The sequence below is a fragment of the Sphingoaurantiacus capsulatus genome (assembly GCF_042648405.1).
Lineage (GTDB): Bacteria > Pseudomonadota > Alphaproteobacteria > Sphingomonadales > Sphingomonadaceae > Sphingoaurantiacus > Sphingoaurantiacus capsulatus.
The window spans coordinates 127,359-148,192 of record NZ_JBHRXV010000001.1 but is presented as its reverse complement, the minus strand read 5'-3'; the positions used below and the strand labels follow the sequence as shown (position 1 = coordinate 148,192).

Below are 20,834 nucleotides of genomic sequence, written 5' to 3'. Positions count from 1 at the left end.
ACGCCGATTTGGAGTTATTTCCGCTGGACTGTGGACCAGTTTTCGGCGCCCATCCGGTGCAGCGTGATCGCGACCCCGGAGCCGCGGCTGTCTTTCGCCACCTCACCACGTCCCTCGTCGAAGCCGAAATGGGCAAGCAGCCCCGTCTCGCGCGTTGTCCGCCCGGCCGCGCGCGTGGCGATCTCCTGCGGCGTCAACGCCCGGCCCCAGAAGCCGAGATCGTCGAGCAGCCCCTTATAATCCTCATATTGGGTGAGCGCGTAGTTCCACGCGGTCATCACCTCGGACCCCAGGGCCCAGCCGCCCAGCTCGACGGGATCGCGCGGGTGCGAAAGCTTTGACCAGAGGCGGCTCATGTCGGTGCGCGTCGCGATCTCGGTGGCGGCGACGCGCTTGCCGTCGATCCACAATTCGAGCGTCGCCCCGGCGGGCTCGCGCCACCGCCGCACCGCCACGACATGATGCCATTTGCCGTCGAGGAGGCTGGGCGTCCCCTCCGCCGGCCACGCCTGAACTGCATGGACCATGCCCTTCGGCATGCCGTCCTTGCCGTCGGCGAACATCCAGCGCAGCCGGCCGCCGCCATAGAATTGCAGCGAGAAAGTGCCTTCACGCGTGTCGCCGGCGCCGAAGCCCTCCGGCCGCGTATGCCCGTCGAGCAGCCAGTTGCCGCTCAGCCACCAGCCGTCCGACGAATAGGGTTCGGGGTCGGCCTCCGACCAGTTCTTCAGCTGGTTGTAGCCGGCGCGCCAGACCGGGCCGACCGGATAGCGCTCGTCGGGCTTCACCCACATCTCGAGACTGAACTCGCCGACGCCGAACCCCGCCGGCACCGCGGGGATGTCGGCGAAGTCATAGGCCGTCGGCTTGCTCTCGACGAAGCGAAGCGAGGTCGCGGCCGCCGGTGACGCGGCGAGCAGCGCGGCAGCGAGCAGCACGTGCTTCACGGCGCGACGCCGATCTCGGCGTAGAGCTTCTTCGGGTCGAACAGCACGCCGTCCTTGATGACCAGCGTGGCCTTGCGCAGATCGGCGATGTTTTTGTCGGGCGCGCCGTCGACCAGCAGCAGGTCGGCGAGCTTGCCCGCGTCGACCGAGCCCAGTTCCTTCGCCTTGCCCGCCACCGTCGCCGCGCCGAGCGTCGCGATATAGAGCACGTCGGTGCGCGGGATGCCCGCCTGCTCATAGAGTTCGAGCTCGCGCAGCAAGGTGAAGCCCGGCATCGCGTCGGTGCCCGGCACCAGCGTCACACCGCCGTCGTGCAGTGTCTTCAGCAGCCCCTGCATGGTCTTGTAGGATTTGGCGTTGCGCGCGACCTCCGCATCGCCGCGCGCAAGGCCGGCGCCGACCGAGTTGCGGCGCACCACCGGCGGCAGCCGGTCGATGATCTTCGCCAGCGGCGGATTGGGCGTGCCCGGCTTGCCGAGCAGGTTCGCCTCATAGAGCGTGAAGGTCGGGTCGATCACCGTCTTCTTCGCTTTCAGGAATTTCACGAAGTCCTGCACCGGCGCCGACGCCGGGTCGATCTCGTGCGCATGCTCGGCGATGGCGGTGATGCGGGTGATGCCGTTGGTCTTGGCGTTGATCTCCGGCGACATGAAGTTGAGCGCGGAGAAATTGAGGTGCTGCACCTCGTCATACCCGTCGCCGACCGCCTGCCGCATCGTCATGCCCGCCGGGACATGGCCCGAAAGACGCATTCCGCGTTTGTGCGCCTCTTCGGCGGCGACCTTCACCAGCTCGGGCTTCAGCGAGGAATAGAGCTTGATCTGCGGGTGGCCGCGCTTCGCGTAATAATCGATGTACGCGCGCAGCTCATCGGGGGTCTCCGCATACATCTTGAACGGGCCGGCGAGCGGGCCGGGGCCGTCGATGAAGCCGGCGGCGACGACGCGCGGGCCGATCAGTTCCAGGCTGTCGAAGTTGGCGGTGCGCGGCGCGAGCTCGTCGGGGTTGTTGCCCATATCGCGCACGCCGGTGACGCCCGACGCGAGGTGCAGCAGGCCGTCGGCGTCGTCATTGAGGTGGACGTGCATGTCCCAGAGGCCGGGCAGCAAGGTCTTGCCGGTGCCGTCGATCTGCGTCGCGCCGGCGGGCACCGTCGAGGCGGCGGTGGCGGCGACCATCGCGATCCTGTTGCCTTCGATCAGCACCGTCATGCCGGGCTGCACCGTCTTGGTCTTCGCGTCGAACAGCGACACGTTGGTGATGGCGACCGGGCCGGTCGGCCGGGTCATCAGCTTCGGCGCGTCCTTCTTGGCGGCCTCGGCGAGCAGGTCGCGCTGCAGCTTGGTCAGCTCCTTCGCCTGCGGCTCAAGGCCCTTCTTCACCGTGGCGAACCAGTCGTCGCCCTCGAACACCAGCTCATTCTGCTTGTCGAGCCACAGCACCGACGGGCTGAAACCGAGGCCGTGGATGGCGTAGAGCGTTGCCGGCACTTGCTCGCTGCCGATGGTCAGCACCTTTTCGGTCAGCACCGACAGCCGCGCCTCGCCGGCGGGCAGCAGCTTCAAGGTACGGCCCGGCGCTTTCAGCAGCGCGCGGGCGAGGATGGCGGCATGTTCGGGCGTGCCCTGGCTCGGCAGATAGAAGGCATTCGAGGCGACGCTGCCGCTGTCGTTGGCGGCCTTCCAGCTGGCGGTGCCGCCCTTGCGCTCGAAGCGCTCGGCGACGGGCAGCTTGTAATAGTTCACGCCATCGACGGAGAGCGCCTGGTAATTGCCGTCCGGCCCGACGACGACGCGCGACTTCACGTCCGGCCCCCGGCCGCGATCGACGAAGCTGTAGGCGATGTCGCGCCCGCCATTGCTCTCGGTGACGGTCATCCCGCCTTTCAGCTCGCCCGAGGTCAGCACGACATAGTCGGCCGCGCTCGCCGCGCCCGCCACTATCACCAGCGCTGCGACACCGCCGCGCATCCAGCTCTTCATCGCCATCGCCAATTTCGTCCCCGTAAAGCCTGTGCCAAGATCGCGCGCACCCAAGCGGCTGCGGCCATGCGTGGGCAACCTATATCGACGAGCGGTCGGTGCAAATCGGCGGGAGGTAAAATGGCAGCGACTTTTTCCGGTTTGCGCGGGCGCACGTTCCGGCTGGATCTCGACCGGCGGGATCGCGAACTGCTGCTGCTCGTCGCGCTCGGCCTGTGGGGCGTGACCTTCGCGCTGCTCAACCTTGGCCTCTTCTCGCCGGCGATGGAATTTCCGGTCGAACGCGCGCTGCGCCGCGTCGTCACCTGCGGCGCGGGCGTTGCCATCTGCCTCGCGATGGTGCCGCTGCTCCAGCACGCGATGCAACGGCCACTTGCCCAGCGGCTGCTGATCGCGCTTGCCATCTCCGCCGCCGCCTGGGCGCTGCACCTCGGCGTGCGGCTGGCGGTGTTTCACCTCTACGATCCGCTGTGGGGGCCGCTCAGCCTCGACGTGGTCGGCGAGGCGCTGAAGGGGGGCGGCTGGATGTTCCCGGTGTGGGCGTCGCTCTGCCTGCTGATCCTCACTGAGGCGCGCACCCGCGTCGCCGTCGCGACCTCAGCCGAGCCGCCGGCGATCTGGGCGCAGCAGGGCAGCCGCCGCGTCCGCGTCGCCGTCGACGATCTGCTGATGGTCGCGGCCGAGCGCGACTATGTCCGCCTGCACACGCGGCGGCATCATTATCTGGTGCGCGGCACCCTGAAGGAATTCGCCGCCACTCTGCCCGCGGGGAGCTTCATGCAGGTCCACCGCTCCGCCATTGTCCGCCTCGATGCGATCGAGGCGATGGAGCGCGCCGGGTCGGTGTGGCGGCTGCGGCTCGGCGGCGATCTCGACACGCTGATTAGCCGCACCAAGAGCCGCGATGTCCGCGCCGCCCTCGCGGCACAACCGGCGCGGCAAGGCGTTAGCGGGCTGAGTTTCTAAAACCGGGAGGCAATCATGTCGGAAGCCAATCACAAGTTCGTCGGCCGTCAGGTCCCCGACGTCACCTTCAAGACCCGCGTTCGCGACGAGAGTGTCGGCGGCGACAACCCGTTCCGCTGGCAGGATCTGACCAGTGATGAGTTGTTCGGTGGCAAGCGCGTCGTCGTCTTCTCGCTGCCCGGCGCCTTCACCCCGACCTGCTCCAACGAGCAGTGCCCGGCCTATGAGCGCTACTATGACGAGTTCAAATCGCTCGGCGTCGACGATGTCGTCTGCCTGGCGGTCAACGACGCCTTCGTCATGTACCAGTGGAAGCAGAAGCTCGGCACCAGCCGCATCCACTTCGTCCCGGATGGCTCGGGCAAGTTCACCCGCGCGATGGACATGATGGTCAACAAGGACCACCTCGGCTTCGGCGAGCGCAGCTGGCGCTACTCGATGGTCGTCAACGACGGCGAGATCGAGGCGTTCTTCGAGGAGCCGGGCAAGAACGACACCGGCACCGACAGCGACCCCTATGAGGTGTCGGACCCCGAGACGCTGCTCGGCTGGCTGCGCGAGCATCCGTCGAAATAGCGCCTGCGCTGCCGTTGCCGACTCCCGCCGCCCGCGCCAAGATCGCGGCGAGCGGGAGGGCGCGGCAATGGCGTGGATGGCAAGATTGATCGCAATCGCGCTGACGGCGGCGGCGCCGCCGGCCGTTGCCGAGACGACCGCACAGGTGATCGAACGCGCCGCCGAGCTGATGCGGGCGCGGCGCCATTCGGAGGCGCTGACCCTCATCGACGCCGAGCTGCCGAAGCGGATGGGCGACGTCGAGCGCGGCAAGCTCCTCTACCAGCGCGGCTGGATCCAGAGCCTGGCCGGACGGCATGAGGCGGCGCTTGCGACGCTTGCGCGAGCGCGCAGCCTCGTCGCCGAGACGCCCGAGCGGATGCTGACCCGCGCGCGCGCTGAGCGCCGTGCCGATCGTCCCGCCGCTGCCGCCCGCACCATTCTCAATCTGCGCGAGCTGTTCCCCTTCGAAATTGCGAAGCTCGACGAAGATTGGCTGTACGCGCTCGATCGGGACCTGACGGATCGACGGAATGCCGACATCCGGTTCGCGCTGGTGTCGATGCTGACGGCTCGCGGCTATACCGGCGGCCGCGCGGTGCCGGGCGCCGCGAGTTGGGTGTTGCGCGACACCGTCCTCGGACTGGTCAGGCGCAAGCGGCTGGCCGAGGCGCGCGCACTGCTACCGCGCGCGACCGATGCCGGCATCGTCGTCGGCATGATGGTCGACCGGCAATATGAGCCGATCTGGCCTGACCTCGAAGCGATGGCCGGCATCGGCGCCGTCAAGGCGTTCGCCGCCGAGAATGCGGCGATGGCGGCCGCGCACGCGGCGGCGCCGAACGACATCGAGATCACGACCGCCTATCTGCTGACGCTTGCCACCTTGGGGAAGGAGGCGGAGGCGCTGGCGATTTCGGCGCCACTCGTGGCCGACATGGCGAAGGTCGAGGCACAGGGCGAGGACGCCTTCTGGCTGGTCGATCGCCACGCCGCCCTGCTGGGCGCGACCGGCCGCGTGGACGAGGGCGAGGTGCTGCTCGGGCGCCTGCTGACCATCAACTTCTCGAAGCACCGCGAGCTGATCAGCATGGCGATCAACCGTACCGCGCTCCTCAACAACTATGACCGTCCGGCCCAAGCGATCGTTGCGGCCAACTGGGTCGGCGCGAAGGATGCGAGCGCCGGCACCGAATATGCCTGGCAGCTGGTGCGGGCGGCGCTGAGCTGTGCGCATGCCACGCTCGGCGAGCCTGCCAAGGCGACCGCGATGCTCGACGAGATCATGAAGCGACCGAGCGAGGGCTATGCCGCCGCAACGCGGGCGCTGTTGTGCAACGACCGGCTGGACGGCGCGGAGAAGGTCATCCTTGAACGGCTGGCAGCGCCCGAACACCGTACCGCGATGCTGGTCGCATTGCAGAATTACGGGCCCGGCCGCTTCGGCAAGGCGCGTACCGAATGGGATCGGCGACTCTACGCCGTGCGCGACCGCCCCGCCGTTCGCGCCGCCATCGAGCGCCATGGGCGCATCCTGTCCTTCGCCGCGCCGCGAACTTATTGGGGCGGCTTCTAGCCGGCTGACGTTCGTCGAAATAGCGCAAGCCCGGCCATTGCGGCGGGGCAGGCTTGCCGCCACACTCGGCGGCGATGAGGAAGTTTCTCCCCCGCCTGCTCGCCGCAGCGCTGCTCGCCGCCGCCGTTCCCGCCGTCGCGCAAACGGCGGAGGATGTGGCGCGGCTCGACGCGGTGAAGGCGCTCGCCGAACGCGCGAGCGGGCTGGCGGCGCAAGGGCAGCTCGAACCGGCGCTGGCGTTGATCGACGAAGGGCTGGCGGTGCGGCCCGAACCGGGGCGCGAACGCGGCGGGCTGCTTTACATGCAGGCGCTGCTGCTGTCCGACCTGCGGCGGCCCGCCGAGGCGGTGACCGCGATCGATGCGGCGGCGGCGATGCTGCCCGATCGGCCCGAGCTCCGGCTGATGCAGGCGCAGGTTCAGTTGCGCGCCGGCCAGGCCGAGGCGGCGAGCCGAACCGTCGTCTACATGGCCGATGCCTTCCCCGCCGGCCTCACCAAGATCGACGAGCCCTGGCTGTCGCAACTGCTGCGCGAACTCGAAGGCCCGGCGAAGGAGGAGCTTCGCTTCGACCTGCTGATGGCGCTGTCGTCGCGCGGCTATGCCGGTCGCGGCACGCCGGGGGCGGCGGACTGGATGTATGACGATGCCATCCTCGGCCTGCTGAAGCGCGACCGCCTCGACGAGGCGAAGGCGATGGCGGCGAAGTTCGTCGATTCAAGCGCGCTGGTGCGCATGCTGGTCGATCGCCGCTATGCAAAGCTGTGGCCGGCGATCGAGGCGAAGGCGGGACCGCGCGCGGCGAAAGCCATCGCCGCCGAGGTCGCCGCGGTCGAGGCCGCCTATCGCGCCAAGCCGCAGGATTATGAAACCGTCGCCGCCTATCTCGCGGCGCTGCGCGGCGTCGGGCGCGTGGGGGAGGCGGTCACTGTCTCGACGCCGTTCGCCGCCGACATGGCGAAGGTCGAGGCCGGGGGCGAGGACGCCTTCTGGGTGATCAACGAACATGCCTATGCGCTCGCCGCCGCCGGCCGGGTGGATGAGGCCGATGCGGCGTTCGCGAAGCTGCTGGCGATGGACCTTGCGAAGAACCCGGCGCTGATCACCATGGCGATCAACCGCGGCTCGCTGCTCACCAGCTACGGCCGCCCTGCCGCGGCGCTGGCGGTCGCCGAATGGGTGACCGCGAAGGGCGATCGCGCGACGACGGGCTTTGGCCTGATGTGGGTGGCGGCGACCCGCGCCTGCGCGCTGAAGGCGCTCGACGATCCGGGCGCCACGGCCGCGCTCGGAATGCTCACCGCCGACCCGAAGATCAACTATCCCGCCGCGACGATGGCGCTGCTCTGCGCCGACCGGCTCGACGAGGCGGAGAAGCTGGTGCTCGCCCGCCTCGAGGACCCGGCCCGGCGCGGCGGCATGCTGCTCGCCTTCCAGGATTTCGAGCAGGACGCCCCCGGCGGCGCCACCTTCCGCGCCGCGCTGGCGGCGAAGCTGCTGGCGATCCGCGACCGGCCGGCGGTGCGCAAGGCCATCGCCCGCCACGGCCGCATCCTGCCGATCGCTGCGCGCCAGACGACGTGGGGTGGGTTCTAAGCCACGCCACAGGCGTTTTCCGGGGTTGCGGACACTCCCCTCGACCGTCAGATTTCGTGGCGGGGATAGAGGGGTTCTCATGCGCATTGTCACTGCTGCTGCCGCCGCGCTGCTGCTCGCCGCGCCGGCCGGCGCCGCCACCTTGCAGGAAGATTTCAACGCCGCGCAGGCGCTGCTCGAGAAGGGTGACGCCGTAAATGCGGCGAACGCCTTCCGCAGCTTGCTGCGACGCATGCCGAACGCGGCGGCCGACCCGTCGAACCGCACGGTCGCGGTCATCCGTTCGGGCCTTGGTCAGGCGCTGCTGCTCACCGGCAATACGCGCGCGGCGCTCACCGTCTTCGATCAGGCGCTGCCGGCGATGCCTGACCAAACGCCCGACGACCGGCGCGCGCTCGCCAGTGTCTGGCAATATGTCGGCCGCATCCACGAGGTTGAGATCGACACCGCCAAGGCACGCGCGGCGCTGCAACGGTCGCTGGCGCTGAAGGCCTTCCCGGCGGACCATGACGTCACGCTGATCACCCAGGTCGCGCTCGCCCGTGTCACGATGTTCGACGATCCGGTGCTGGCCGCGCGCACGCTCGATGAAGCGCTGCCGGCACTCCACGCGTCGCTGTCGAGCAAGAGCACCAGCCCGCGGCGCGACATCCTTGGCGAAGTCTATGCACTGCGCGGGCGGGTCGAACTCAACCGCGGCGCGTTCGGGCCGGCGCGCGACTGGTATCAGAAGGCGCTGGATCTCGCCGGCGGCCTGTCGCGCCGAATCTCGGTCGCCGATACGCGTATCCGCAGCGACATGGCGATCGTCCATCATCTGCTCGGCAAGAATGCCGACGTGCCGCGCTATCTTGCCTATACCGGGGCGGCACGCGGCAAGGCGGAAGACATCGGCTATGGCGCCGACACGCCGCTGCCCGCCTGCGGTGCGCTCACCGGCATTCAGCCCGACGACATGGCCATCGTTGAATTCGGCATCGGTGCCGATGGCCGCGTCGTCGGCGTCCAACCGGTGTACGCGACGCGCCCGGCCGTCGCCGACGAGTTCGCGCGTGCCGTGTCGCGCTGGTCGTGGCGCGCCGATGCCGCCGCCGCGCTCGACCCGTTCTGGCGGGCGGCAGTTCGCATCGAACTTCGCTGCAGCAACGCCGGCAGCGCGCCGAAGCTCGTTGAATCGCTGCGCCCGACCGTCGGCGAATGGCTGAAGGCCCGGCAGGCGGACTTCAACGTGACGGGGTCGGATGCCGAGGCATTGCCGCTGCTGCGCCGCGAACTCGATGCGCGGGTCGCCAAATATGGCGAGAATTCACCGCAAGCCTTCGCCATCCTCCAGGCGCTCACCGAAAATGCGGCGGTGGGTGACGATCGCCTGGCCCTGCTGCGCCGCGCCGCTGCCTCGGCGGAAGCGATCGGCGCGCCCGCCGCCATCCAGGTCAGGGTGCAGGTGCCGCTGGCGAAATGGGCCGCTGCCGATGGCTCGCTCGGCAGCATGCGCGGCGCGGCGCGGCCGGCGTTGATCGCGCTGATCGCCCGGCTCGATTCCGCCGGGCCCGAGGCAGCTCCCGCCGCCGCCTTTGCGCGGATGGAACTGGCCCGCACCTACGAGCGCAGCCGCGCGAAGTCGGCGGATGAGCTGTACCGGCAGGTCGTGGCGATGCCGCCGACCTCGCTTCCCGACGGTCACCCGATCCGCCAGACGGCGCTGTTGCAGCTGGCGAGCAATGCCGCCGCCGCCAAGCGCGACGACGAGGCGGCACAATTGGCGCAGGCGACCGGCCTGACGCCCGAGCAATGCGCGCTGGCCGACGTGAGGCCGGTGCGCGCCGGCGGGCGGATCAGCACCGCGGATTTCCCGATGCCGGCGCTCAACTGGGGCCTCAACGGCTTCGTCGAGGTCAGCTACGATATCGGCACCGACGGTCGTCCCGTGAATGCGCGCACCGTGATGGCCTATCCGCCCTTCGCGTTCAGCGAGGCGACGCCCGCCGCCGTCGAGAAGCTGCGCTTTCAGCCCTTCGCAGCGGTCGGCAGCAAGCTCGGCTGCGTCGACCGCCTGCAGCGCATGCGCTTCTTCGGGAGCCCCTAGCCGCGGCCCTTCTTCAGCGCGGCGGCGATCTCGGCGGTGTGGCGGCCCTGGAAGCGGGCCCCCTCGAGTTCGTTCTCGCTCGGCTGGCGCGAGCCGTCGCTCTTTGCCAGCGTCGTCGCGCCATAGGGAGAGCCGCCGGTGATCTCGTCCATGCGCATCTGCCCCTGGAAGCTGTAGGGCAGGCCGACGACGACGAGGCCGAGGTGGAACAGCACCGTCTGCGTCGAGGTGAGCGTCGTTTCCTGCCCGCCATGCTGCGTCGCGGTCGATGCGAAGACGCCGCCGACCTTGCCGTTCAGGGCACCCTTGGCCCAGAGGCCGCCGGTCTGGTCGAGGAAATTCTTCATCTGCGCCGCCATGTTGCCATAGCGGGTCGGCGTGCCGATGATGATCGCGTCATAGTCGGGCAGTTCGTCGACAGTGGCTACGGCTGCCTTCTGGTCGGTCTTGTAGTGCGATTTCTTCGCCAGCTCCTCGGACACCAGCTCGGGCACCCGCTTCATCACCGCCTCGACGCCGTCGACCTGCCGCGCGCCTTCGGCGACGGCCTCCGCCATCTGCTCGATGTGGCCGTAGCTGGAATAATAGAGGACGAGGACTTTGGTCATGGGGCGCTCCTGCGGCTTGAGTTGGCCGCATAAGGCCGGAGCCGGCCTGCGCTTTCAACCATCCCTAGGTATGCCGCCGATCCGCCGTGCGGGTGACGCGATCAGAAGAGGCGCGCGAACCCCATCCGCGCGAACAGCGAGCGCTTCGCCAGCCACGGCATATATTGCAGCTGGTTGGCCCGCTCGGCGAACGGCCGGCGTGGCACATGCGGCTCATACCAGGCGCCCTGGCGGGCCCACAGACTCGTATCGAACGGGCGGCTCATGGCAGGCGATGCTATCGGCTGCGCAGGCGTCCGCCAGAGGCCTTGCGGCAAGCCGAACCACGGCTCGTCGCAGGAAGTTGCTGCGTTGCGGCAGGGACACAATCCGGCCCCCGATCCCCACATCCGTCATTCCGGCAAAAGCCGGAATCCAGCTCGAGCGCCGGTCTGGATTCCGGCTTTCGCCGGAATGACGGGCTGGGGATGGCGCGGCATCATCGCTTGCCATCGGCCATCAGCCGTGGCTCACTTCGCCCCGGAGCGAAGCCAAAGGGAGGGACGCCATGCTCAACGAATTCCGGGCCTTCATCGCGCGCGGCAACGTGCTCGATCTCGCGGTCGCCGTGATCATCGGCGCGGCGTTCGGCAAGATCGTCAGCTCCTTGACCGACGATCTGATCATGCCGGTGGTCGGCTGGCTGTTCGGCGGCTTCGACTTCTCCAGCTATTTCGTCCGCCTCGGCGCCGTGCCGGAAGGCTATGCCGGCTCGCTCACCAACTATGCCGAGCTGAAGGCGGCGGGCGTGCCGCTGTTCGGCTATGGCCAGTTCATCACCGTCGCGGTCAATTTCGTCATCCTCGCCTTCATCATCTTCCTGCTCGTCCGCATCGCCAGCAAGGCGATCCGCAAGGAAGCCGAGGCGCCCGCCGCCCCGGCGCCGACGCCCGAGGACGTCCTCCTCCTCCGCGAAATCCGCGACGCGCTGAAGGCGCGCGGCTGAACCACACCAGCGGGCGTCGAAGATGATCGAAGTGACGCCCGCGCTGTGGCTCGACGAGAGCGAGCTTGAGTTCCGCGCCGCCCGCGCCTCGGGGCCGGGCGGGCAGCACGTCAACAAGTCGGAAACCGCCGTTGAGCTGCGCTTCGACGTGCGCCGCTCGCCGTCCTTGCCCAACGACGTCGCCAACCGCCTGATGCGCCTCGCCGGCAGCCGGATGACCGCCGAGGGCGTGCTGGTCATCTTCGCCCAAAGCCACCGCAGCAGCCTCGCCAACCGCGAGGACGCCACCGAGCGGCTGATCGAACTGATCGTGAAGGCGACGGAGAAGCCCAAACCACGCAAGAAGACCAAACCGACAAAGGCGTCGAAGGAACGGCGGCTGGAGGGGAAGGCGAAGCGATCGGGGGTGAAGTCGGGGCGGGGGAAGGTGTCGTTTGATTGAGGCCAACGCCCGCTTGCCAGGAACCCGACATTGAGCCCTCTTTGCCGCTGACATAGTATCGGCTGGTGGAGAACGGACCCGCCCGCGCCGAATTTTGGAAGGAGTTCATATCCACAAGGTGTGAGTACCCTGCGCAATCGCTCCTCCGCGATCAGCTCGATCACGCCGAACTCACGGAGTTCTGTGATTGCGGGTGCAATAGCTTCAGGCTGCGCGTCGATCCGGTTCACGCAAAGCCGCTGTTGCCGCCGAAGGCTGACCCCAAAATGGGAGGACACGGCGCCATCTACACGGCTGACTTCCATATGCCCGATGACAAGGCCCTGGAGATAATCATCTTCGCTGATGATCGTGGGCACTTGTATTTTGTCGAGATCGACTGTTGTGCGAACAGTTACCCCATCCCAGAAGATATAGTTGTTGCAGAGCGGCCGTTCGCAACGTGGGCTGCAGAGGGTGTTTTTCGCGAACCGTCAGGTTAGGTGAGTTTGCACGGTAGGGTCTCGCCGCATATCTGGCGGCCAGCCATCGCAGGGCCGACCGTCCGTCCTTGCGACCATCAGTGAGTTCGCCAACTGTATTGCATTGGCAATACAGTTGGCGCCACTTTCGCCACGTTAGTTGCCGTCGCAACGAACGCCGTCGACACCCGCCTGCCGCCGCGACTTCGGCGCGTTCCTTGATGCCGGCATGAAGCGCTACCCGACCCTGCCGGCAGTTTCGTCGCTACAGCCTTTTTATGACGCGAACGGTCTCAGGTTGGAAACCAGCCTGCTTGTAGAATCGGAATGCGTGCTCGTTACTGGCGAACACGTCGAGCGCCAGCCGGCTAAAGCCCATTTCCCTGGCCCACCGTTCCGCCTCCCGCACGAGTGAGGTTGCGACGCCATGACCTTCAAATTCATGCGCAACCGCCAGGAGCGCGATATAGCCGCAGCGCTCCCCGAGCACGTCGTCAGACCCTTCGCGGACATTGATGTAGCCGATCCTGTTGTCGGCCTCATCGACGGCGAGGAAAGTTGCGCTCTTTGCGGTCTCTGCTGCCCAGGCTGTCGCCGTGAACGCCTGCTGGAAAGCCTTCACCTCGCTGGCGCTATGGGTCGGCGCTTCGATCACATCCGTAAGTCGCGGATTGAGGCTCTCCATAAACCGGCGATCTTGTTCGTCGCGTTCTGGTCGAATTGAAAAGCGCACCAGTGTTTCCCGAGCTGTGACGCTTTTCACCATAGCGCCGGCTGCCAGCCAGAAGGAAGCGGAAGGGATAGTTGCGAGCGCCGACGCATCCCGCTAACTGTATTGTATGAACAATACACTCGCTGCCGCTTTCGCCGCGCTGATCGCGATCGCAACCCCCGCGGTCGCCGCCGACGACGCCGCCTTCCGCCGCGATTTCGGCGCGTTTCTCAACGCCGGGATGAAGCGCTACCCGACCCTCCCGGCGGTGGCTGTTGCCGTCGTCCGCCACGACGCGCCGATCATCGTCACCGCGCGCGGTATGGCGGATCGCACGATGGGCCGGGCGGCCGGGGCGGACACCCGCTTCTACATCGCCTCCTCAACCAAGAGCTTCGTCGCGCTGGCGCTGGTGCGGCTGGCGAAGAAGGGAGCGATCGATCTCGACTCGACCTTGGCCGAGCTGGCGCCTGACATCGCGTTCGCGACCGGCGTTCAGGCGGACAAGGTCACGCTCCGCCACCTGCTCTCCCACAGCCACGGGCTCAGCGGCGATGCGCTGCAATTCCGGCTCGCCTACAGCGGCGCGTGGGACGAGGCGACCTTGTGGCGGCTGCTCGGCGGGCTCACCCCCAACGCCAAGGCGCCGTTGGGGAGCTTCGCCTATTCGAACCTCGGCTATAATGTCGCCGCGCTGCTGGTCGAGCGACGGCTGAAGCGGCCGTGGCAGGCGATCGTCGAGCAGGAGGTGATCGCGCCGCTGCGCCTGCGCGACACCGCCGCGCGCGGCCTCGCCAAGCCTGCCGACCGCGCGCTGCCCTATGACGGACTGACCCCGCTCTACCTGCGCAAGACCGACCGGACGATGCAGTCGGCGGGCGGCATGGAGTCGAGCGCGCGCGACATGGCGCGCTGGCTCTCCGCCAACCTCGCCGCCGAACGGGGCGGGAAGGGCGGGCTCGCCGCGGCCTTGCGCACCACCCATGCGCAGTTCGTGGCGACCAGCGACGACTTCGGCCCGTTCAACCGCACCGGCCACGGCTTCGGCTGGTATCGCGGGCCGTGGCATGGCGAGATTCTGCTGCACTCGTTCGGCGGCTTCGCGGGCTTCCGCGCCCACGCCTCCTTCCTGCCGACGCGCGACCTCGGCGTCGCGGCGCTCAGCAATGACGACGGCGCCGGCTACTGGCTCGTCGATATCGCGGCGGCCTATGCCTATGACTGGTATCGCGACGGTGCTGCCGCAGCGCAGGCGGCGGCGGAGACGCGGCTGAAGGCGCTCGACACGCGGCTGGCCGAAGCTGCCGCCAAGGTTAAGCCCGCCGCCGCGCCGCAATTCAGCCTCGCAGCCACCGCCTATGCCGGCCGCTTCTGCAACGCCGATTGGGGAACGGTCACCGTCACCGCGCGCACCACCGGCCTCGACCTGACGATGGGCGCGCTCCACGCGGCCGCGACCGGCGACGCGCCCGACACCGTCCGCGCCGAACTCATCCCCGGCCAGCGGCTGAAGTTCGCCTTCGCCGTCGAAAGCGAAAAGGTCGCCGCGCTCACCGCTCTCGGCTCGCGCTTCGCCCGCTGCTAACCGCGCGCGGCGTCCGCCGCTTCGAAGTGCGCGATCTGGTCGGCGTGCGCTTTCTTGAACGCCGGCCGGTCGGTGACGCGGGCGACATAGGCCTCGGTCGCCGGGCGGCTGCCAAAGGCGCGGACGTCGGGGACGCGCAGCACATCGGCCATCAACAGGTCGGCGACGGTGAAGCGGTCGGCGGCGAGCCAGTCGCGCGCTGCCAGTTCCTTTTCGAGCTGGTTGAGCCGCATTTCCACCCAGCCGGTCAGCTTGTTGTCCTTCTCGCCCGACATGCGCAGGAACCACCAGGGCACGGTGACCATCTCGATGCTGTTGAGCGCGGCGAGCAGCCACTGCGTCGTCGCCGTCTCGCCGGCGGCGTCGCGCGGCATCAGCGCCTCGCTCTTCTTCGCGAGATACAGCAGCCCCGCGCCGCTCTCGAAGGTCTCGACCGCACCGTCGGTCAGGAACGGCACCTGCCCGAACGGCTGCTGATCGAGATGGTTGGTGGCGCGGTCGTCGAAGGCGACGGTGCGCACCGTGTACGCCAACCCCGCCTCCTCGCAGGCCCAGCGCAGCCGCAGGTCGCGCACGAAGCCGCGCGGCCCTTCGGGCACCCAGTCGAGCGTCCAGATGGTGAGGTCGGTCATGCGCACTGCTCCCTTGAATTTCGCGGACCTTCGCGCTTTCCGAATTGCCCCGCAAGGACCGGAGCGTCGGGCCGCCGTCGCGCCGCTAGACCCGCCGAAACCCGATAGGAGTTTCGCCATGGCCTTCCGCATCCTCGGCCTCGACCCCGCGCCCTTCCGCCCGCTCTACGGCCTGTCTGACGCAGCGCTCGCCGAACGCGGCGTGCAGCGGATGGTGGCGAACGCGCCGCGCAGCTTCCCCGACCGCATCGAGCTGCGCGACCTCGAGATCGGCGAGACGGCGCTGCTGCTGAGCCATGAGCATCAGCCCGCCGCCAATGCGTTCCGCAGCCGCCACGCCATCTTCGTGCGCGAAGGCGCCGAGGCCGCCATCGAACTGACCGGCGTGGTGCCCGAAGTGATGCACCGCCGCATGCTCTCGCTGCGCGCCTTCGATGAGGCCGACTTCATGGTCGATGCCGATCTCGCCGAGGGCGATGCCATCGCGCCGCTGATCGACCGCCTGCTTGCCGACGGCCGTGTCGCCTATCTCCACGCGCACTATGCGCGGCGCGGCTGTTATGCGGCGCGTGTCGAGCGGGCTTAGCCGCCTGTCGAACGGGCGGTGGCCCGGCGCGCGGCTTCGCGTCAGGCTGCGCGCCGATCCGATGTCGAAGGATATGCCGATGCTTCGCCTGCTTGCCGCCCTTGCCCTGCTGCTGACCCCCATCGCCGCCACCGCGGCGCCGGTTCATCAGCTTCGCATCTACGAACTGAACCCGGCGAAGACCGAGGTTTTCCACACCCGCTTTCGCGATCAGGCGACGCGGATCATGGCGCGGCATGGCTTCCGCATCCTCGCGATGTGGGATGCGAAGGGCGAGGCGGGTCCGCAATTCGTCTATCTGCTCGAATGGCCCGACGAGGCGGCGATGAAGGCGGGGTGGGCGTCGTTCATGGCCGACAAGGAATGGTCGGACATCAAGGCGGCGACGCGCGAGCGGCACGGCGCGATCATGGGCGGGATCGACGAGAAGATCCTGCACCCGACGCCCTATTCGCCGGCGCTGACCTCGCGTTAAAGCGGCTGGCGTTGCGCGTTCGGCTCGATAAGGTGCGCCACGCACCTATCAGACGGGGGACGGACATGATTCTGCGCGGGCTGGCGCTTTCCTTGATGCTCACGACCGCCGCGGTGGCGCAGGAAGCGCCCGACGCGCGCAAGGCGGCGGAGCGGGCGCTGTTCAAGCAGATCGTCGAGATCCCGACCGTCGAGGGGCGCGGCAACATGCCGAAGCTCACCAAGCTTCTTACCGCCGAGTTCAGGAAGGCCGGCATCACCAACGTGGTGGTGAAGGATCATGACAATACCCAGACCTTGATCGCGCGCTGGCCGGCGGCGAAGCCGTCGGGGAAGAAACCGATCCTGCTGATGGCGCACATGGATGTCGTCGAGGCGAACCCGGCCGACTGGAAGAACGATCCGTTCGTGTTCCGCGAGGAGAAGGGCTGGTATCTCGGCCGCGGCGCCAGCGACAACAAGGCGGGGCTGACCGGTATCCTGCTCGCCCTCCAGAACCTCAGGAAATCGGGCTTCCAGCCGACGCGCGACATCATCGTGCTCTACACCGGCGACGAGGAAACCGCCGCGTTCGGCGCGCGCAAGGCGGCGACCGAGTGGCGCCCGCTGATCGAGGCCGAATATGCGCTCAACGGCGATGCCGGCGGTGGCAGCGTCTACAAGGACGGCCGCGTCGAAGGCTTCTTCATGCAGGTCGCCGAGAAGACCTATGCCGACTTCACCTTGACCGCCACCAACCGCGGCGGCCACAGCAGCGCGCCGCGCCCCGACAACGCCATCTATGCGCTCGCCGGCGCGATCAAGGGCGTCGAGGATTACCGCTTCCAGCCGATGATCAACGACGGCACCCGCGCCTTCTTCGGCCAGCTCGCCGAAAAGGACGGCGGCGCCTATGGCGAGCTGGTGAAGAAGTGGCTCGCCGATCCGCAGGACCGCGAAAGCGCCGACCTGCTCGAGGCGAACAACCCCGGCTACACCCGCACCCGCTGCGTCGCGACGATGATGCAGGGCGGCCATGCGCCGAACGCGCTGCCGCAGAAGGCGACCGCCAACGTCAACTGCCGCATCTTCCCGGGCGTGAAGATCGAGGATGTGCAGGCGCAGCTGCAGGCGATCGCCGGCCCCGACGTGAAGGTGACGTTCGCCGACGGTTCGCAGCCGTCGCCGCCGAGCCCGCTGCGTGAGGACGTGACCGAGGCCTATCGCGCCGCCGTCGCCACCCGCTTCAAGGACGCGCCGATCATTCCGATGATGTCGGCGGGCGCCACCGACGGTTCGTATTTCCGCAACGCCGGCATCCCGGTCTATGGCGTCGGTGGCCTGTGGGGCATCGTCGGCGAGAAGTCCGGCGCGCATGGCCTCGACGAGAAGGTCTGGGTCGAGGGCTTCCACGGCCAGGTGCCGATCTGGGAAGACATGCTGCGGCGTTTGGCCGGGTCGTAACCGGGGAACATCGCGCCGCTTGCGCCATTGGCTTGGCGTGAGTGGCGCGCCTTCAACCCTCCTGGTCCTGATCAACCGCGACAGCGGGCTGCCCGGCGCGGCGCCGGTCGAGCACCGGCTGCGCGAGTTGTTCGCCGCGGAGAGCCTCGATGCCGAACTGCGCGTCGTCGAGCGCGGCGAGGACATCGCCGAACTGGCGCGCGCCGCCGTCGGCCGCTACGCGGCGCTGGTCGTGGCGGGCGGCGACGGCAGCCTCAGCGCCGCCGCCGGCGCGCTCGCCGGGACCGACATGCCGCTCGGCATCCTGCCGCTCGGCACCTTCAATCATTTCGCGCGAGATCTTGGCCTGCCCATCGATCTGGAACGCGCGATCCGCGTGTTGGCGGCGGGGAAGCGGCGCCGCGTCGATGTCGGCGAGGTCAATGGGCGGGTGTTCGTCAACAACAGCTCGGTCGGCATCTACACAGACGTTGTCGAGGATCGCGACCGGCAGCGGCGCGGTACCGGCCGGCGCAAGACGGTTGCAGCGGCCATCGCCGGATTCCGCGCGCTTGCACGCTACCGGCGGCAGCGGCTGACGGTCAGCGTCGGCGGGCAGGTCTGGCGCAAGCGTACGTCGCTGCTGTTCGTCGGCAACAACAGCTATCGGCTGAGCTTCCCGAACCTCAGCGGCCGTACCCGGCTCGACGGCGGTGAGCTGTGCTTGTTCGCGGTCACCGGCCATGGCTGGCGGCTGGTGCGGCTGATGCTGCGCACGCTCCTTGGACATGCGGACGCCGACGCCGATTTCCAACGGGTCGAAGGGATCGATGGGCTCACCATCGACAGCGACGCGCCGTCGCTGGTCGTCGCGCTCGACGGCGAGGTGGCGACGCTGGCGACGCCGCTCACCTACCGCAGCCGGCCCACCGCGTTGACGGTGATCGCGCCCTAATTATACTGGACGGTGAGGTTGAAGGTGCCGGAATAGACTCCCGGCACCACCGCCGCCGGCATGGTGAACGAGCTGCCGACGAACAGGCCGATGCTCCCCGCCGACCCCTGCGTGCCGCTGAGCGTCAGCGTGCCGGTCGGCGAGCGGCTGAGGTTGGCTGTGATCGTGTTGGTGCCGTTGCTGTGGGTCAGCACATAGTTGCTGGGCAGGGTGACGGAGAGGGTGCGTCCGCCTTCACCGCTGATCGTGAACTCGGCGCGACGCGGGGCGGGCGAAGGCACCCCGGCGCCGTTGCCGCCAACGGTGCGTACGCCGGTCGAGGCGTTGAGCGCGACATTGCTGTTGCCCGAGGTCGGCCGCACCACCGTGCCATAATCGATGTCGGCGATCTTCGCGATCGAGGCGGCGCGGCGGACGGTGGCGATGGCGGTGCCGTTGGTGCCGGGCGACACCGGCGTCGCCGGATTTACCGAGACGCGGACGTTGAACGGCGCGGTGGCGGCGCCGCTAGCGATGCCGCTGTTGTCGCCCTGGACCGCCATGTCGGCGCCGACCCAGAAGGTGCGGTTGGTGTTGCGCGGGATCGGGTCGATCACGAAGTTGAGGATGTTCGCCGGCGTCGGCACCGACGAGATCGTCGCGGTTCCGGAAGCGACGTTGAAATTGGTGAGCGTGGCGAGGCGGCCGGTCGGCGATCCAGTGGCGGCGACGCGCACGCGGATGCTGGCGGCGTTGCATTCGGCGGCGGTGCCGGTGCAGCGGATGGTCACCTGCGCGCGACTGTTGCCGGTGGTGGTGCGCACGCCGTTGCCGCTGATCTTGGTGATGGCGCCGGTCGAGGCGGCGACCTGGAACAGCGTGTTGCCCATCGCGGCCGCCGCGACATTGCCCAACGCGGGGGTGTTGGCGCTGATCGTCTGGATGGCGATGGTCTGCGCGAACGTGGGCGCGCCGGTGATGAGCGCCGACGCGAAAGCGGCCGCATGGAAGCGGCGGCGCCACGGCATTGCCGTCGCGCGATGTCTGCGTGCCCCCGGCATGACCCCGTAAGGTTACGGGGTCGCAAGGACCGGCGCGTGGGCAATGCCACGAACGTCAGCAGGGCGTGACGGGCGTCAGTGAGCGGGCGGACGGCGCTTGGCTTCGTCGAGGATCGCCTGCCCGGCCTGCCGCCCGACCGGCACCTCGGCGCCCGACTGCAGCGCCGCGATCAGCGCGCCGTTGCGCTTGCGGCGAACCGAGGCGATGCGGTCTCGGCGGCAGAGCACCGAGCGGTGGATGCGCTCGAAACCGGCGGGGGCGAGGTCGACAGCAAGCTGCGACAGGCTGGTGCGGATCAGCCCGCCGCCGTCGCCGGCGTGGACGCGCGCATAGTTGCCCTCGGCCTCGATCCATTCGATGGCGTCGAGCGGCACGCGGGTCAGCTGCTGGTTGCTGTGGACCCATAGCGCGGCCTCGTCGGCGGATGGGGGCGACGGCGCGGCGGGCAGGGTGATAATCGTCGTTCCCCGCGTGGCGAGCGCGAGGTCGGCCATCACCCAGGCGAAGAAATAGCCGAGCCAGGTCAGCAGCCAGCGCGCTTCGTCGGCAAAGCGGTCATAGCCGTGGCCGACCACGCGGTCGAAGCCGATGCGCGCGGCGAGCAGGATCGCCACCCCGGCCAGCGACACGACCGCCGCGATGCCGAGGCGCTGCGCGAACGACCGCCAGGCATTGCCGCGCAGCAGGTAGAGCGCGCTCGCATAGACGGCAGCGCCCAAGGTCACCGCGAGCAGGCGCTTCGGGTGGATGATCTCGAACGGCCGGTCGGGAAGGAAAGCGCCGCGCAGGGTGAATACCGCCAGCGCGAACAGCCAGAACAGCGCCGTCATGGTGATGAGGCGCAACGGGGGCTCGGTCAGGTCGGCCGCTGGCGGGCTCGATCGCATGGGGAGTGAATAGCCCGTTGACGGGCCGCGGCGCTAGTCGTCGTCGCGGTCGGCGAGGCCGAACAGGCGGAGGATCGCGAACACCGCGACGGTCACCGGCACGACGATCATGCCATAGGCGATGATGTGCGCGGGGCGCGGCTCGATGCCGATCGACCGCACCATCGCCGCCACTTCGACGTCGAAGCTGACGGCAGCGAGAAAGCTCATCGCCAGCGCCACGCCGGCAAGTGCAAAGTTTACGGCGGTGAAATAGCGCGGCGACGGCACCGGCGCATCGGCGGCGTCATCCCATTCATAGCCATATTTCATGCGCTTGCGCGGCATCGATCTCTCC

General features: G+C 68.5%; 22 protein-coding genes. 13 read left to right on the top strand and 9 right to left on the bottom strand.

Annotated features, from left to right (window positions below; genetic code table 11):
- Positions 1 to 14: 14 nt before the first annotated feature.
- Positions 15 to 947: a LamG domain-containing protein gene (locus tag ACFOMD_RS00725; protein ID WP_380855284.1), complete on the bottom strand. Its 933-nt coding sequence runs from the start codon at positions 945 to 947 to the stop codon at positions 15 to 17.
- Positions 944 to 2,929: an amidohydrolase family protein gene (locus ACFOMD_RS00720; RefSeq protein ID WP_380855281.1), complete on the bottom strand. Its 1,986-nt coding sequence runs from the start codon at positions 2,927 to 2,929 to the stop codon at positions 944 to 946. Before ACFOMD_RS00720 ends, ACFOMD_RS00725 begins: the two co-directional genes overlap by 4 nt.
- 120 nt (positions 2,930 to 3,049) lie before the next feature.
- On the opposite strand from ACFOMD_RS00720, the gene ACFOMD_RS00715 reads away from it, so the two are divergent.
- The 5 genes from ACFOMD_RS00715 to ACFOMD_RS00695 all read left to right on the top strand — a co-directional run bounded on the left by ACFOMD_RS00715 (position 3,050) and on the right by ACFOMD_RS00695 (position 9,707).
- Complete coding sequence (locus ACFOMD_RS00715; protein ID WP_380855278.1) at positions 3,050 to 3,895, top strand: LytTR family DNA-binding domain-containing protein; 846 nt, start codon at positions 3,050 to 3,052, stop codon at positions 3,893 to 3,895.
- A gap of 15 nt (positions 3,896 to 3,910) precedes the next feature.
- Complete coding sequence (locus ACFOMD_RS00710) at positions 3,911 to 4,471, top strand: peroxiredoxin (RefSeq protein WP_380855275.1); 561 nt, start codon at positions 3,911 to 3,913, stop codon at positions 4,469 to 4,471.
- Between the two features lie 76 nt (positions 4,472 to 4,547).
- Positions 4,548 to 6,026 (top strand): hypothetical protein, encoded by a 1,479-nt coding sequence (locus ACFOMD_RS00705; RefSeq protein ID WP_380855272.1) that lies wholly within the window; start codon positions 4,548 to 4,550, stop codon positions 6,024 to 6,026.
- A 74-nt stretch (positions 6,027 to 6,100) separates the two neighbouring features.
- Positions 6,101 to 7,621, top strand: coding sequence for a hypothetical protein (locus tag ACFOMD_RS00700; protein ID WP_380855269.1), 1,521 nt, complete (start codon positions 6,101 to 6,103; stop codon positions 7,619 to 7,621).
- 79 nt (positions 7,622 to 7,700) lie between these two features.
- Positions 7,701 to 9,707: a hypothetical protein gene (locus ACFOMD_RS00695; protein WP_380855266.1), complete on the top strand. Its 2,007-nt coding sequence runs from the start codon at positions 7,701 to 7,703 to the stop codon at positions 9,705 to 9,707.
- Here the strand turns inward: ACFOMD_RS00695 and wrbA are convergent.
- Positions 9,704 to 10,315: an NAD(P)H:quinone oxidoreductase gene (wrbA, locus tag ACFOMD_RS00690; protein ID WP_380855263.1), complete on the bottom strand. Its 612-nt coding sequence runs from the start codon at positions 10,313 to 10,315 to the stop codon at positions 9,704 to 9,706. The two genes, ACFOMD_RS00695 and wrbA, sit on opposite strands and share 4 nt — an antisense overlap.
- Positions 10,316 to 10,416: 101 nt before the next feature.
- Positions 10,417 to 10,581 carry a hypothetical protein gene (locus ACFOMD_RS00685; protein ID WP_380855260.1) on the bottom strand — a complete coding sequence of 55 codons (165 nt, stop codon included), beginning with the start codon at positions 10,579 to 10,581 and terminating at the stop codon, positions 10,417 to 10,419.
- A 281-nt stretch (positions 10,582 to 10,862) separates the two neighbouring features.
- Here ACFOMD_RS00685 and mscL point away from each other — a divergent pair, with 281 nt between their 5' ends.
- From mscL to ACFOMD_RS00670, 3 genes are all read left to right on the top strand, one after another.
- The gene (mscL, locus tag ACFOMD_RS00680) at positions 10,863 to 11,300 is read left to right on the top strand and encodes a large conductance mechanosensitive channel protein MscL (RefSeq protein WP_380855257.1); all 438 of its coding nucleotides are present in this window, start codon (positions 10,863 to 10,865) and stop codon (positions 11,298 to 11,300) included.
- A gap of 22 nt (positions 11,301 to 11,322) precedes the next feature.
- On the top strand, positions 11,323 to 11,742 hold the full coding sequence (gene arfB / locus ACFOMD_RS00675; RefSeq protein WP_380855254.1) for an alternative ribosome rescue aminoacyl-tRNA hydrolase ArfB: 420 nt from the start codon (positions 11,323 to 11,325) through the stop codon (positions 11,740 to 11,742).
- 65 nt (positions 11,743 to 11,807) lie between these two features.
- Positions 11,808 to 12,224: a hypothetical protein gene (locus ACFOMD_RS00670; protein ID WP_380855251.1), complete on the top strand. Its 417-nt coding sequence runs from the start codon at positions 11,808 to 11,810 to the stop codon at positions 12,222 to 12,224.
- A 244-nt stretch (positions 12,225 to 12,468) separates the two neighbouring features.
- On the opposite strand, the gene ACFOMD_RS00665 is transcribed toward ACFOMD_RS00670, so the two are convergent.
- Positions 12,469 to 12,969 (bottom strand): GNAT family N-acetyltransferase, encoded by a 501-nt coding sequence (locus ACFOMD_RS00665; protein ID WP_380855248.1) that lies wholly within the window; start codon positions 12,967 to 12,969, stop codon positions 12,469 to 12,471.
- A 73-nt stretch (positions 12,970 to 13,042) separates the two neighbouring features.
- Between ACFOMD_RS00665 and ACFOMD_RS00660 the strand changes: the two genes are divergently transcribed.
- A complete protein-coding gene (locus ACFOMD_RS00660; protein WP_380855245.1) occupies positions 13,043 to 14,500 on the top strand; it encodes a serine hydrolase domain-containing protein in 1,458 nt (485 codons plus the stop codon).
- Here ACFOMD_RS00660 and ACFOMD_RS00655 read toward each other — a convergent pair.
- Complete coding sequence (locus ACFOMD_RS00655; protein ID WP_380855242.1) at positions 14,497 to 15,132, bottom strand: glutathione S-transferase family protein; 636 nt, start codon at positions 15,130 to 15,132, stop codon at positions 14,497 to 14,499. The genes ACFOMD_RS00660 and ACFOMD_RS00655 overlap by 4 nt on opposite strands.
- 118 nt (positions 15,133 to 15,250) lie before the next feature.
- Between ACFOMD_RS00655 and ACFOMD_RS00650 the strand changes: the two genes are divergently transcribed.
- The 4 genes from ACFOMD_RS00650 to ACFOMD_RS00635 all read left to right on the top strand — a co-directional run bounded on the left by ACFOMD_RS00650 (position 15,251) and on the right by ACFOMD_RS00635 (position 18,569).
- A complete protein-coding gene (locus ACFOMD_RS00650) occupies positions 15,251 to 15,718 on the top strand; it encodes a DUF1203 domain-containing protein (protein ID WP_380855239.1) in 468 nt (155 codons plus the stop codon).
- Positions 15,719 to 15,797: 79 nt separating this feature from the next.
- The gene (locus ACFOMD_RS00645; protein ID WP_380855236.1) at positions 15,798 to 16,193 is read left to right on the top strand and encodes an NIPSNAP family protein; all 396 of its coding nucleotides are present in this window, start codon (positions 15,798 to 15,800) and stop codon (positions 16,191 to 16,193) included.
- Between the two features lie 95 nt (positions 16,194 to 16,288).
- Entirely contained in the window at positions 16,289 to 17,635 is a 1,347-nt protein-coding gene (locus tag ACFOMD_RS00640) for a M20/M25/M40 family metallo-hydrolase (protein WP_380855233.1), read from the top strand.
- A gap of 37 nt (positions 17,636 to 17,672) precedes the next feature.
- The gene (locus ACFOMD_RS00635; RefSeq protein WP_380855230.1) at positions 17,673 to 18,569 is read left to right on the top strand and encodes a diacylglycerol/lipid kinase family protein; all 897 of its coding nucleotides are present in this window, start codon (positions 17,673 to 17,675) and stop codon (positions 18,567 to 18,569) included.
- Here the strand turns inward: ACFOMD_RS00635 and ACFOMD_RS00630 are convergent.
- From ACFOMD_RS00630 to ACFOMD_RS00620, 3 genes are all read right to left on the bottom strand, one after another.
- The gene (locus ACFOMD_RS00630) at positions 18,566 to 19,576 is read right to left on the bottom strand and encodes a DUF4402 domain-containing protein (protein WP_380855227.1); all 1,011 of its coding nucleotides are present in this window, start codon (positions 19,574 to 19,576) and stop codon (positions 18,566 to 18,568) included. The genes ACFOMD_RS00635 and ACFOMD_RS00630 overlap by 4 nt on opposite strands.
- A 108-nt stretch (positions 19,577 to 19,684) precedes the next feature.
- Positions 19,685 to 20,497 carry a LytR/AlgR family response regulator transcription factor gene (locus ACFOMD_RS00625; protein WP_380855224.1) on the bottom strand — a complete coding sequence of 271 codons (813 nt, stop codon included), beginning with the start codon at positions 20,495 to 20,497 and terminating at the stop codon, positions 19,685 to 19,687.
- 33 nt (positions 20,498 to 20,530) lie between these two features.
- Positions 20,531 to 20,824 (bottom strand): hypothetical protein, encoded by a 294-nt coding sequence (locus tag ACFOMD_RS00620; RefSeq protein WP_380855221.1) that lies wholly within the window; start codon positions 20,822 to 20,824, stop codon positions 20,531 to 20,533.
- Between the last annotated feature and the right edge of the window lie 10 nt (positions 20,825 to 20,834).